At 31.9% G+C, this 13,052-nt stretch carries 17 protein-coding genes; 11 read left to right on the plus strand and 6 right to left on the minus strand.

The window, feature by feature from the left end:
* Nucleotide 1: 1 nt before the first annotated feature.
* From CHRY9293_RS06010 to CHRY9293_RS06025, 4 genes are all read right to left on the minus strand, one after another.
* Complete coding sequence (locus tag CHRY9293_RS06010; RefSeq protein WP_162032109.1) at nt 2–556, minus strand: LemA family protein; 555 nt, start codon at nt 554–556, stop codon at nt 2–4.
* A 110-nt stretch (nt 557–666) separates the two neighbouring features.
* Nucleotides 667–978 (minus strand): NIL domain-containing protein, encoded by a 312-nt coding sequence (locus CHRY9293_RS06015; protein ID WP_162032111.1) that lies wholly within the window; start codon nt 976–978, stop codon nt 667–669.
* A gap of 175 nt (nt 979–1,153) precedes the next feature.
* Complete coding sequence (locus CHRY9293_RS06020) at nt 1,154–1,831, minus strand: YiiX/YebB-like N1pC/P60 family cysteine hydrolase (protein WP_228455479.1); 678 nt, start codon at nt 1,829–1,831, stop codon at nt 1,154–1,156.
* Nucleotides 1,788–2,243: a DUF1801 domain-containing protein gene (locus CHRY9293_RS06025; RefSeq protein WP_162032115.1), complete on the minus strand. Its 456-nt coding sequence runs from the start codon at nt 2,241–2,243 to the stop codon at nt 1,788–1,790. Before CHRY9293_RS06025 ends, CHRY9293_RS06020 begins: the two co-directional genes overlap by 44 nt.
* 333 nt (nt 2,244–2,576) lie before the next feature.
* Between CHRY9293_RS06025 and CHRY9293_RS06030 the strand changes: the two genes are divergently transcribed.
* From CHRY9293_RS06030 to proC, 4 genes are all read left to right on the plus strand, one after another.
* Nucleotides 2,577–3,782 carry a pyridoxal phosphate-dependent aminotransferase gene (locus CHRY9293_RS06030; protein ID WP_122637291.1) on the plus strand — a complete coding sequence of 402 codons (1,206 nt, stop codon included), beginning with the start codon at nt 2,577–2,579 and terminating at the stop codon, nt 3,780–3,782.
* A gap of 12 nt (nt 3,783–3,794) precedes the next feature.
* Nucleotides 3,795–4,274 carry a hypothetical protein gene (locus tag CHRY9293_RS06035; protein ID WP_162032117.1) on the plus strand — a complete coding sequence of 160 codons (480 nt, stop codon included), beginning with the start codon at nt 3,795–3,797 and terminating at the stop codon, nt 4,272–4,274.
* A gap of 4 nt (nt 4,275–4,278) precedes the next feature.
* Nucleotides 4,279–5,292 (plus strand): UDP-N-acetylmuramate dehydrogenase, encoded by a 1,014-nt coding sequence (gene murB / locus CHRY9293_RS06040; protein ID WP_162032118.1) that lies wholly within the window; start codon nt 4,279–4,281, stop codon nt 5,290–5,292.
* 158 nt (nt 5,293–5,450) lie between these two features.
* Nucleotides 5,451–6,254 carry a pyrroline-5-carboxylate reductase gene (gene proC, locus CHRY9293_RS06045; RefSeq protein WP_162032120.1) on the plus strand — a complete coding sequence of 268 codons (804 nt, stop codon included), beginning with the start codon at nt 5,451–5,453 and terminating at the stop codon, nt 6,252–6,254.
* Here the strand turns inward: proC and CHRY9293_RS06050 are convergent.
* Entirely contained in the window at nt 6,244–6,657 is a 414-nt protein-coding gene (locus tag CHRY9293_RS06050) for a VanZ family protein (protein WP_162032123.1), read from the minus strand. The genes proC and CHRY9293_RS06050 overlap by 11 nt on opposite strands.
* 55 nt (nt 6,658–6,712) lie before the next feature.
* Here CHRY9293_RS06050 and lnt point away from each other — a divergent pair, with 55 nt between their 5' ends.
* The 6 genes from lnt to CHRY9293_RS06080 all read left to right on the plus strand — a co-directional run bounded on the left by lnt (nt 6,713) and on the right by CHRY9293_RS06080 (nt 10,776).
* Nucleotides 6,713–8,344 (plus strand): apolipoprotein N-acyltransferase, encoded by a 1,632-nt coding sequence (gene lnt / locus CHRY9293_RS06055; RefSeq protein WP_162032124.1) that lies wholly within the window; start codon nt 6,713–6,715, stop codon nt 8,342–8,344.
* Nucleotides 8,345–8,792: 448 nt separating this feature from the next.
* On the plus strand, nt 8,793–9,029 hold the full coding sequence (gene rpmB / locus CHRY9293_RS06060) for a 50S ribosomal protein L28 (RefSeq protein ID WP_121460143.1): 237 nt from the start codon (nt 8,793–8,795) through the stop codon (nt 9,027–9,029).
* Nucleotides 9,030–9,039: 10 nt separating this feature from the next.
* Nucleotides 9,040–9,222, plus strand: coding sequence for a 50S ribosomal protein L33 (gene rpmG, locus CHRY9293_RS06065; RefSeq protein WP_062649719.1), 183 nt, complete (start codon nt 9,040–9,042; stop codon nt 9,220–9,222).
* Between the two features lie 20 nt (nt 9,223–9,242).
* On the plus strand, nt 9,243–9,395 hold the full coding sequence (locus CHRY9293_RS06070) for a DUF4295 domain-containing protein (RefSeq protein WP_002976755.1): 153 nt from the start codon (nt 9,243–9,245) through the stop codon (nt 9,393–9,395).
* 105 nt (nt 9,396–9,500) lie between these two features.
* A complete protein-coding gene (ftsY, locus tag CHRY9293_RS06075) occupies nt 9,501–10,454 on the plus strand; it encodes a signal recognition particle-docking protein FtsY (protein WP_162032126.1) in 954 nt (317 codons plus the stop codon).
* 67 nt (nt 10,455–10,521) lie between these two features.
* Nucleotides 10,522–10,776 carry a GlsB/YeaQ/YmgE family stress response membrane protein gene (locus CHRY9293_RS06080; RefSeq protein ID WP_122548246.1) on the plus strand — a complete coding sequence of 85 codons (255 nt, stop codon included), beginning with the start codon at nt 10,522–10,524 and terminating at the stop codon, nt 10,774–10,776.
* Nucleotides 10,777–10,848: 72 nt separating this feature from the next.
* Here the strand turns inward: CHRY9293_RS06080 and sppA are convergent, their stop codons facing one another.
* Nucleotides 10,849–12,603 (minus strand): signal peptide peptidase SppA, encoded by a 1,755-nt coding sequence (sppA, locus tag CHRY9293_RS06085; RefSeq protein WP_162032127.1) that lies wholly within the window; start codon nt 12,601–12,603, stop codon nt 10,849–10,851.
* 21 nt (nt 12,604–12,624) lie between these two features.
* On the opposite strand from sppA, the gene folK reads away from it, so the two are divergent.
* On the plus strand, nt 12,625–13,041 hold the full coding sequence (gene folK / locus CHRY9293_RS06090; RefSeq protein ID WP_162032129.1) for a 2-amino-4-hydroxy-6-hydroxymethyldihydropteridine diphosphokinase: 417 nt from the start codon (nt 12,625–12,627) through the stop codon (nt 13,039–13,041).
* Nucleotides 13,042–13,052 lie beyond the last annotated feature (11 nt).

Below are 13,052 nucleotides of genomic sequence, written 5' to 3' on the forward strand. Positions count from 1 at the left end.
CCTAGAATTTCACCGTTGGAACTTCTCGCTCTGCGATATTCTGCAATTCAAAAAATGGAGATTTTTCAAATTTATACATATTGGCTACCACATTACTTGGAAAAGATTCAACTAATGTATTATTCTCACGTACTGTTCCATTATAATATCTTCTGGACTTCTCTATATCATTCTCTATAGAAGTCAACTCATTTTGTAATTGTTGAAAGTTAGTATTCGCTTTCAGATCAGGATATTGTTCTGCTACTGCAAATAAGTTCATCATAGCCTGATTGAGGTTTTTCTCAGCTACTTCTTTAGACTCTACAGAGCTCGCTCCCACAGCTTGGGCTCTGGCTCTGGTTACGCTATCTAAAGTATCTCTTTCATGAACTGCATATCCTTTTACTGTTTCTACTAAATTAGGAATTAAATCATGGCGTTTTTTAAGCATGACATCAATACTGCTCCATGCTTCTTGTACCAGATTTTTCAATTTTACCAAACGATTATATACAGACACACCGTACATAATAAATAATATCGCTAAACCAATTACAATAATTAAAGGTATCATAGTGTTAAAATTTAAATACATCTAAAAATAGTTTTTTTTTCAATACAATCTAAAAAAGGATAACCAAAAATCAGCTATCCCTTTTATAATTAAAACTATATGAATCTCTCTCAAGAGTATTTCCTACAAATGTATTCCACAGTGGTACTCAAAAGTTTATTTTTGGTTAAATAAAGCTCCAGCTCTTGATAGTCGTCTGAATTGGCACTAATATACAACTGTACCGACCCAAAGCTTCTCCCATTTATATATTCCACATTAACTGACAACACCCTATTGCAAATACCAAATTGATGATAAATTGTATTCATTAATTGTTCGAACTTCATTTTTCCATTCAGTTCAATTTCTATTATTAATTCTCTTTTTGGCTGATTCAGTTTATTCAGTAAAATCTGCAAATTCGGATTAGGAGTAATCATAGCTAAACATTTTTGGTTACGTGTATTTTTTCTTCATTTAATTTGATATATTAAATTCTATTTGACAAAAATAAAAAAAATATTAGTCTACAAAATTAATAGACTAATATTTTTTTATTTCTATTTTAATAAATGAAGTAGATAAAAAAATAATTAATCCACTATAACATCAACCTCACCTATATTTCATAATCATTTCAAGCTTATCTGAACCTGCCAAACCATTAGGATTACATCCAAGTTTTCCTTCGGGAATGGGTATATTTTTCTTTTTATAAAAACCCTCCCAAAAACTATTGATCTGCCCTGTCATCGGATCTTTAAAAGTCATAGGCTCAAGCTTAAATATATGCGCATCTCTAAAAGCTCTTTCAACAAAATCCGAACAATAATAAGAGTCTTCATTCAGGATATAAATATCATTATAAGGCTTTCCTAACATAGACTCTGCATTTTTAATCGCTTCAGGAATTATTTTTTCATATCCTTTTTTTAATCTATACACTATAATTTTTTGATTATCACCTTTTTGATTTTTCACAAACTCTTTCAAAGATTGTCTTTGGGAGCCTCCTATAGGAGATGCATGTAAAACAAAGAAATCATTATCTACAATTTCCAAAATACCTATATGATCAAAAGATATATTTCTTTGTCTTTGCGTAACTTTATTAATCGCTCCCGACAAACCAGATTCTTTAGCAGTAACAAAAAGCAAATCTCCGTTTTTTAAATAATTGTTTTTTAGCCCCGTGCATTGAACAACGATTTGCAAGAGAATAAATAATATCCCTATTTTTGAAAGAAAATTATTTCTTAAGATTTGCTTCATAACAATTGATCCAATCTTCAACACTCATTTTTTTACTGATCTCAGCAATTAACTCCAAAGGAATATCATCTATTTTTTTAAAACGGACACATGATTTTCCCATATCCAATTTTCTTGTGGAATATTTCGGGTATTCTGAAACAAACCATTCTAACAATTGAGGTTTCATATACATTCCCATGTGATAAAAGGCAATAAAGTTTTTCTGAGAAGCTAGCGCCATAAAAGGTAACGGAGTATTGGGTGAACAATGATATCCTGCAGGATAGGTTTCTAATGGAACTGCCCAACCTATCATTCCGTAACTTATATTTTCTTTAAAACCTTTGGGTAAATTATCATTAATTGTGTTAACAAGTTTTCTAAATATATCCCTTCTCTCCTCAGGAATTTTTGAGATATAATCGTCCACAGATATCGCAGCAATTTGCATCTTATTTTAATTTTAGTTTCCTAAAATAATCATTTTTTCAGATAATAAATGTTAAAATATTGGGTATTCATAATAAAAACTACCCATACACAAGCCCATATATGACAATAATATCGATTACCCACAAAGAACACTTTCTCTACTCACTCACTATGTAACACATTAAATTTCTGCAAAATAAGAGACATATCCAAAAGGAATCAAAGGACAGTTTAAATAATAATTCCCGATATTTGTCTTTTCAGCAAAAAAATAAGTGTAAAAATTGACTTATCGTCTTTATTTTATTTTTGAAAAATTAAATGTTATTTTTGCCATACAAATTTTTAAACAATGCCGAATATTTCAAACAGAGCCCAGCATATGCCACCGTCGCCGGTAAGAAAACTAGTTCCTTTTGCCCTAAAAGCAAAACAAAAAGGAATTAAAGTATATCATCTTAATATTGGACAACCCGATATTGAAACTCCGGAAACGGCTTTAAATGCATTAAAAAATATAGATTTAAAAGTATTGGAATATGCTCTTTCTGAAGGAAATTTCGAATATAGAAAAGCTCTTACAGATTATTATCACTCATTAGATTTTAAAGATCTTACTCCTGATAATTTCATTGTTACCAACGGGGGATCGGAAGCTCTCAATTTTGCTATTTCTACTTTGTGTGATGATGGAGATGAAGTAATTATTCCCGAGCCTTATTATGCCAATTACAATGGATTCACCAGTACTTTTAATGTAAATGTAGTGGCCGTTCCATCAACGATCGATACCGGATTTGCTTTACCACCTATTGAGGAGTTTGAGAAAAAAATCACAGAAAAAACAAGAGCCATTATTATATGTAATCCCGGTAATCCTACTGGATATCTTTATACACGTGAAGAACTTCAAAAGCTCGCGGAGATTGCTTTAAAATATGATATTGTTGTTATTTCAGATGAAGTATATAGAGAGTATGTATATGATGGTAAGCAACAGGTATCTATGCTTTCATTCCCGGAACTAAGCGAGAATTGTATTATTATTGATTCCGAATCAAAACGATACTCAATGTGTGGGGTAAGAATAGGATGCATGCTTACTCGTTCTAAAAAAATCCATGATGCAGCGATGCTTTTTGCACAAGCAAGACTAAGTCCGGTTCTTTTGGGACAAATTGCAGCAACAGCCGCTCATCAGAATGATGGAGCATATATCCGCTCAGTAAGAGAAGAATATACACATCGAAGAAATATTCTAGTAGATCTACTCAACGCTATTCCTGGGGTGATTTGCCCAAAACCTAAAGGTGCTTTTTATTGCGTAGCAGAACTTCCCGTAGATGATAGTGAAAAATTTGCTCAATGGTTACTTGAAAAATATTCCAATAACAACGAAACTATCATGGTGGCCCCTGCAGGTGGTTTTTACAGTAATCCAGAATTAGGAAAAAAACAAGTAAGGATCGCCTACGTTTTAAAAGAAGAAGATCTAAAAAGAAGTGCAGAACTTTTAAAAGATGCTCTTACACAATACAAATTAGAGTTCAATCTATAAATTACATTCAAAATGTCAGTAATAAGAAATAGTAATCCGAAAACATTTTTTACGGCATTTTTATTACTGACATTTTTTTCTTGTACCCAAAAAAAGAAAACAACGACCAATGGAGCTGAAGAGAAAATAATATCCGTTAGTTTTTCAAATGTCGGAGGAAATGCAGGAAGCTACAGAAAAGTTAAAGTAAACCAAGATTCCCTATATTTAGAAAAAGGAACTGTAAGCAGTAAAGAGCATACAGTATGGAAATCTGCAATCACAGCTGAGGATTGGCATCAACTTACTTCCCATTTTGATATAAAAACATTCAGTACGATTAAAAGCTCGGAAAGCATCCAGGCCCTCAACGGAATAGATGAAACTTTTCAGATTAAAACCTCAAAAACGTCTCATGTCTATGTCAATGCATATACCGATACTATTCACTATAAGCAATTACAAAAATTCAAAGATCAATTAAGCCAAATAATTCCGAAGGAATATCAATAAACCAATGAACGAAAATTTTTCTCTTAAACCTTACAATACTTTTGGAGTAGAAGCCTATGCTAAATACTTTACGGAGGTAACCTCTCTTGACCAGTTACAAGAAGCAATTAACTTCTCACACTCCCATCATGTGCCACTCTTAATTCTTGGAGGTGGGAGCAATATTTTATTTACAAAAGATTTTGAAGGATTGGTAATTAAATTAAATTTAAAAGGAATTACCGAACAAATTTTAGATCAAAATCATGTTCTCGTGTATGCAAAAGCAGGTGAAAACTGGCATGAATTTGTCACCTATTGCCTTAACAAAAATTATGGCGGACTTGAAAACCTTTCCTTAATTCCTGGAAACGTAGGAACCTCACCCATGCAAAATATTGGAGCATATGGTACAGAAATAAAAGATACTTTTGTAAGTTGCACGGTATTAAATAATGAAAGTAAAGAAATCGAAACATTTAATCTTGAACAATGTAAATTCGGATATAGAGATTCTATTTTTAAGCAAGAAGCAAAAGGAAAATATATCATTCTGGAAGTTGTCTTTAGACTCACTACCGCTCACCATACCATAAAAACAGAATATGGAGCGATACAATCCGAATTAGAAAATTTAGGAATTCAAAATCCCACCATTCAGGAGGTTTCAAAAGCAGTAATTAATATTAGGCAAAGTAAGTTACCCAACCCAAAAGAAATAGGAAATGCCGGTAGCTTCTTTAAAAATCCGTCTATATCTTTAAAACAATTTGAAGAGATAAAACAGAAATTTGAAAACATCCCGGGATACTCAAATAGAGAAATGGTAAAGATTCCCGCGGGATGGCTTATTGAACAATGTGGATGGAAAGGCAAACAAATAGAAAATGTAGCTTCACACAAACTCCAAGCTTTAGTCATTGTCAACGCAACGGGCCTTGCTACCGGTAAAGAAATTTTTGATTTTTCTACCCAAATCATTGATTCAGTAAAAGAAAAATTTGGAATTAACCTGGAAAGAGAAGTAAACATTATATAAACTCTTTATCTTCAATATTTTTCTTAATCATTTAATTTCTACCATAATAAATAGAACATGAAAAAATCAAAATTTATTTTAAAACAAAATTTAATTATTTCTTTAGTGAAAATATCACACTAAATATTCATCAATAATAACTCAACTAAATCCATAATATGAAAATTGCAATTCTCGGAGCTGGTAATATGGGACTATCTTTTTCAAAATCCTTTTTGAAATATGAATTGATAAAACCTGAAAATCTACATCTTATTACAAGGAATAAATCCAAAATTTCCAAAATATCAGAAGAGTTTCCGAAATCCAAAATTTCAACTTTTGAAGAGATTGAAGATCTGGATGCCAACTTAGTGATTATAGCGGTAAAGCCACAGGATTTCTCTTATGTTGCTAAAAACATTTATTTTCCTTTCCGAGAAAATCAAATGATACTCTCTATTATGGCCGGAATTAAAATTGAAAAAATTCAGACCTTATTAAACCATCCCTTGGTCGTGAGGGCAATGCCCAACTCTCCTACTCTTTTAGGAATGGGAATTACAGGATATACTGCTGCAGAAGGAATTTCTTTCAGCCAACTTATTAACATTGAAAGATTATTGAATTCAACAGGTAGATCCGTATATCTCGAAGACGAAAATCTATTAGACGGTGTTACAGCCCTTTCTGGTAGTGGACCGGCTTACTTCTACTACATTATCGATGCTATGATTAAAGCCGGTATTGAAATGGGTATTGAGGAAAATCTTTCTCAACTCTTCGTTAAGCAAACAATGTTGGGTGCTTATCATTTAATCAATAATTCTGATAAAAGCCTTGAAGAATTAATAAATGATGTAGCCTCAAAAGGAGGTACAACCGAAGCTGCCCTAAAAATGTTTGAAGAGAACTCTCTCAAAGAGATTTTGAAAAAAGGGATTTTAAAAGCGGAAGAAAGGGCCAAAGAACTCAATGGTTAAAGTTACGTTCAATATACTGCTTAAGATTCCATCCAATATATACTCCAAAAGTATTTAGGATAATATCATCTACTTCAAAAACTCCCATCCTTGTAAAATACTGCATTGCTTCGACTACAACGATGGCAGAAATAAAACTGTAGAGAAGAGTTTTTACCTCTTTAAGGCCAGTAAAAATCCATCCCAGAAAACCAAAAGGAATGAACATTATTACATTTCCTAAAACGATCTTAACAATATCACTCCAAAGAATGGTATTTTGAATAAACCAAACTGTTGAAAAAATAGGTTCTAACCTCACTAAGTTATCTTCATATTGAAATCTGCCCATCCCTAAAAACATAAGGTACAACAAAAATAGAGTATAGGGAAAAATAATTATTTGGTAAAATCTCTTTAACATCAACTGCAAATTTATTCATTTCAAAAACATTAAATTTGTAAACTAAAATATTTTAATGAAATACGTTTTACTTACGCTCATTTCAGCCATGTTATTATCTATATCATGGCCCACTTATGGTGTTCCTTTTTTTATTTTCTTTGCTCTTGTTCCTCTTCTAATGATGGAGCACAAGATCTCTAAATTCTCAAATTACAAAAGAAAAAAATGGATCATTTTTGGGTTATCCTATTTGTGCTTTGTGATTTGGAATATCATCACAACAGGGTGGCTATACGGTTCAAAAAATCCAGATGGATCACACTCTTTAATGGCTGTCATATTTCCTGTTTTAGTCAATTCACTGTTATATTCATTCGTTTTTCAATGCTATCATTGGTATAAGAATGCTCAAGGAACCTATTGGGGGCTCGCATTTTTTATTGCCATCTGGATGAGTTTTGAGAAATTCCATTTAACATGGGAACTTACATGGCCATGGCTAAACTTAGGGAACGTATTTTCAGAATATCCTAAAGTAATTCAATGGTATGACACTCTAGGCTCAACCGGGGGAAGTTTCTGGATTTTAATTATTAATGTTTTCATATTTTATACATTAAGAATTTGGGAGGCTGGAAGAAAAAGAAAAGATCTGATTAAAAATTCATCCATCTTGGCTGCACTCATTGTTATCCCTCTCATTATTTCATTAGTAAAATATTATAATTTTAATGAAAAACCAATAGGCCAAGTGAATGTCTTAATGTTACAGCCTGACCTTGACCCTTATGCTGAAAAATATTCTAAAGACAGCCTAACCATAGAAAACAATTTATTAAATCTTGCAGAAAAAAACTCAACAGGAAAAATCGATTATTATATCGCTCCTGAAACAGCGATTCCAGGAAGAGGTTCCATTTCTGAAACCGCTTTTGAAAAAAGTATGCTTTTAAATAATATTAAAGGATTTTTATCAACTCATCCGAGATCTGTCTTTGCAACCGGAATTTCTTCACACCGGTTTTATACCCATCCTGACAACCTTCCAAAAGCAGCTTACCAGATTAATGCAGGACTTTGGGTTGAAAGTTTTAATTCGGCAGTTCAGATAATACCTAACAAAAAAATAGAGGTTTACCACAAAGGAAAACTTGTTCCCGGCGTTGAAATTTTCCCTTATATGGACGTTTTAAAACCCATTCTAGGAGATGCTATGCTTAATTTGGGAGGAACTGTTGCTTCTTTAGGAACAGATAAAGAAAGAGTGGCCTTTTCAAACCCTTTTAATAAAGGTAAAATGGCTCCCATCATTTGTTATGAAAGTATTTATGGCGAGTTTACCACTGATTATGTAAAAAAAGGAGCCAATTTTTTAGCCATCATCACCAACGACTCATGGTGGGGTGTTACTGAGGGACATAAGCAATTATTATCCTATGCAAAATTAAGAGCGATTGAAACAAGAAGAGAAATAGCTCGTGCCGCCAACAGTGGAATTTCAGCTCATATTAATGCAAAAGGCGAAATTACAGCAGATACATTTTATGGCGATGAAACCACATTATTTGCAAAAGTAAATCTATATGACTCTATGACTTTTTATGCAAGAGCCGGAGATCTTCTTTCAAGAATTTCAATATTTGCTTTAGGATTTCTGCTTTTTTATTTTTTAATTAAGTCATATCAGAAAAAGAAGACCCAATAAGAAAATTTATGGAGTTCAGTATTTATACTTCATTTAAGAATAAAATTTTAAAAAAGCCAGTTATTTAGCTGGCTTTTTCCGTAAACTACCCTTCCATATTCTATACATACATTATCTAAAATTCTTTTCTATAATTGAAAAATTGATAGTTTCTCTTGAGTTTTTTAAAATTTCAACCAAGAACCAAAAATCAAATATTATTCATTGCCAATATATAATTCTTTATATTTTCGGACTATTTGAGAACACAAATATTATTCTATTAATGGCTATATATTTGAGGAGTAAAAAAATTATTATCTCCTTCTTCTTCGCTTCATAAACCACAAATTCAGGTATATTCATCAACGGATTATTTAGAAATATTTTTTAAAAGATTTGCCTATCTCGAAAATTCTTTGTTATTTTGCACACTCAAATATTATAGTACAAATAAGAACATCGAGATATGTCAAGAATTTGCCAAATAACAGGAAAGCGTGCAATGGTTGGTAACAACGTTTCTCACGCTAATAACAAAACGAAGCGTCGTTTTGAAATTAACTTATTGGAGAAGAAGTTTTACCTTCCAGAGCAAGATAAGCACGTAACGTTAAAAGTTTCTGCTCACGGATTGAGAGTAATTAACAAGATTGGAATCGAAGAAGCTCTAGAGAGAGCAGCAAGAAACGGATTTATTAAATAATTAAGAAATCATGGCAAAAAAAGGAAACAGAGTTCAAGTAATCCTTGAATGTACAGAGCATAAAGAAAGTGGTATGCCAGGAATGTCTAGATACATTTCTACTAAAAATAAAAAAAACACGACTGAAAGATTGGAATTAAAAAAATTTAATCCAGTTCTTAAGAAAGTGACAGTACACAAAGAAATCAAGTAATTTATAAAGTATAATTTACCATGGCAAAAAAAGTAGTAGCAACCCTACAAAGCGGTCAGTCAAAAAAAATGACTAAAGTTGTGAAAATGGTTAAGTCATCTAAATCAGGAGCTTACGTTTTCGAAGAAAAAGTAATGAATGCAGACGAAGTAGATGGTTATTTGAAAAAATAACATCCGCTTTATTTACAATATAAAAACTACTCAGCTTTTGGGTAGTTTTTTTGTTATCTTTGCCATAAAGATAGACAACACAACATCTTATATCATACAATTTCTATGAGTTGGTTTAAAAATATTTTCAAAAAAGAAGAAAAGGAAACATTAGATAAAGGATTAGAAAAATCCAGTCAGGGTTTCTTTGAAAAAATGACAAAAGCCGTTGTTGGCAAAAGCAAAGTAGATGATGAGGTACTTGACGATTTGGAAGAAATACTTATAGCATCCGATGTAGGAGCCACCACCACCATCAAAATCATAGAGAGAATAGAAGAACGTGTTGCTAAAGACAAATATGTAGGAGTAAGTGAGCTAGATAAAATTCTTCGCGAAGAAATATCAAACTTATTACTAGAAAACCCTCACAAAGGAACAGGAAATATTGACATCTCCAAAAAACCCTATGTCATTATGGTAGTAGGAGTCAATGGTGTGGGAAAAACAACCACTATTGGTAAGCTAGCCCATCAATTCAAATCAGAAGGAAAAAAAGTGGTTCTTGGAGCTGCAGATACATTTAGGGCAGCAGCTGTGGATCAATTAACCATTTGGAGTGAAAGAGTCGGAGTTCCAATTGTTAAGCAAGAAATGGGATCAGATCCTGCATCTGTAGCATTTGACACGGTACAAAGTGCTGTTGCACAGAATGCAGATATTGTGATCATTGATACAGCGGGAAGACTTCATAATAAAATAAACTTAATGAATGAGCTTTCAAAAATTAAAAGAGTGATGCAAAAAGTAATTCCAGATGCACCTCATGAAATCTTATTAGTTCTTGATGGCTCAACCGGACAGAACGCTTTTGAACAGGCAAAACAATTTACAGCAGCTACAGAAGTTAATGCATTAGCAGTAACAAAGTTAGATGGTACTGCTAAGGGTGGTGTAGTCATAGGAATTTCCGATCAGTTCCAGATTCCTGTAAAATATATAGGCGTAGGAGAAAAAATGCAAGATTTACAATTGTTTAATGGTACAGAATTTGTTGATTCTTTCTTCAAGAAAAGATAATTTATATTATTTTTTCTATAAATAAGACATGAAATTTGTAAAATATTAACAATTAAAATTTAGAACTATGGGAATTTTAACTTGGATCATATTTGGTCTTATTGCAGGAGCAATCGCAAAAATGATTATGCCGGGTACACAAGGAGGTGGTTGGCTAATGACTATCATCTTGGGAATTATTGGAGCTTTCGTAGGAGGCTTTATTGGAAGTATCCTAGGATGGGGAACCGTTGATGAGTTTGATTTTAGAAGTATGCTATTAGCCGTCGGAGGTTCATTGATTGTATTATGGATATTTGGCATGGCCACACGGAAAGCCTAATTAACAAAATAATAAAAAAGCAAAATCCCTGATTGAAATTCAATCAGGGATTTTTAATGTAAAATATATAATTTAGTTTATTTTAAGTTGATATGGCATTTCCATTTTTATTTCTGATTGCAGCTTCTCATTAGTAAACTTTTCCAAAATTTCATAATTAGATTTTCCTATCTTATTTTTGATCATTCTTGCTGAAATATCGTCTTCATTCAAATCTTTAAAAATTTGCTCAAATGGGGACATCTTTTTGGGATATGATTCTACATTATAAGATTTCAAGCCCGCTTTTTGAGCTGCATATTTAACAGCATCATTTAAAGTGCCTAGCTCATCTACCAAACCAATCTGCTTAGCCCTTGTTCCACTCCAAACTCTACCTCCTCCAATATTATCTATTTGCTCAAAACTCTGTTTTCTATTTTGCGTTACAAAATGAACAAATCTCTTATAGGTACCTTCTACCCCTTTTGTAATCATATTAACACCATAAGGAGAAACTCCATTCAAGGAAGAATAGTATTGAGAGTTCGCGTTCGTAGCCACAATATCGGAACGTATTCCATTTTTATTAGCTATCTCTTTAAAATAAGGAATTACCCCAAAAACACCAATAGATCCAGTAAGAGTATTAGGCTCTGAATAGATTTTATCAGCTGCCATAGCGATATAATATCCCCCTGAAGCAGCATAATCTCCAAAAGAAACAATAAGAGGTTTTTTCTTTTTCAACTGTTGGAGTTCAAATAGAATTTCATCAGATGCATTAGCACTTCCCCCAGGAGAGTTAATTCTAAATACGACTGCCTTTACCTTATCATTTTCTTGTAATTCTTTGATGTATTTAATATATTTTTCAGAGAAAATATCATTATACTGATCTCCATTGTAGATTGCTCCGGAGGCATACAATATAGCCACTTTATCCCCGGACTTATCTTCGCTTGAATAAGAAGCAATATATTTTCCCAAAGAAATTTTATTGAGTTTTTCTTTCTCTTTTAAATTTAATTTTGATTTTATTAATTCATCATATTCCGTTTTCTGAATTAATTTATCTGCTAATTTATACTGTAAACTCAGATCTGGAATCATTCCATACAAACTATCAACAACCGTTTTAAATTGAGTTGAATCTATTTTTCGGGAAGAAGCCATTCTCGATGAAGCATTTTTCCAGATATCATTCAAAAGTGTACCAAGTTGTTCTTTATTTTCAGGAGAAATATCATTTCTCAAAAAAGGCTCTACAGCAGATTTAAACTTACCATGACGAATAACTTCTATTCCAATTCCAAATTTATCAGCAAAATCTTTAAAAAATGTTACTTCCGTAGCCATTCCTTTTAATTCAATCATTCCTGCCGGATTAAGATAATATTTATCCGCAACTGACCCTAAATAATAGGCTGCTTGAGACACGTTATTTCCATAAGTATATACAAACTTTCCACTTTTCTTAAAATCATCTATTGCATTTCGAAGGTCATCAATTTGCGTTAATCCTGCATTGAGCTCATCAGCTTCAATACTAATTCCTTTTATATTATCATCATTCTTTGCTTTATTTATTGCTTCAAGGGCCTCATAAATTAGCACATTTTTATTCTGACTATTGATATTAAATACATCAGTATGTTCTTCTGTAGGGCTATCAATTATATTTGTTTTCAAATTAATTGTCAATACTGAATTTTTCTTCACAACAACTGATTTGTCACCACTCATAGAACCAAATATGAGCACTATAACAAAAAAGAAGAAAAATAAAACACAAATTATGGCAATTGCTACTATATTTGCTAATACATTTTTAAAAAAACTTTTCATAAATCAATCATTTTTTCCAATATGTCGCAACATACAGTAGTTTTGTTACTAGGAAGTAACCTTGGAAATAAAAAAAAAAATTTAGAGCATGCTCTTGAAAAAATTAAAGAGAATGGCAATCAAATATTAAAAATCAGTGAATTTTTGATAACAAAACCTGTAGAATTTGCCAGTTCCAATATTTTTTGTAATATTGCAACAATAATATCAACTAATCTTTCTCCAATTCAGTTGTTAAATTTTGTTAAAAAAATTGAAATTGAGATGGGAAGAGTTAATGATTCAAAAATATATGATGGTTATCATGACAGGATTATAGATATTGATATCGTTAAGTATAATGAATTATTATTTCTCTCAGAAAGATTGGAAATCCCTCATAAAAAACATCTTTTTGAAAGGGACTTTTCAAGGCTATTATTAAAGGATTTTATTTAAAAATAAAACAA

Source organism: Chryseobacterium potabilaquae (assembly GCF_902728265.1).
In the GTDB taxonomy this organism is placed as follows: domain Bacteria; phylum Bacteroidota; class Bacteroidia; order Flavobacteriales; family Weeksellaceae; genus Chryseobacterium; species Chryseobacterium potabilaquae.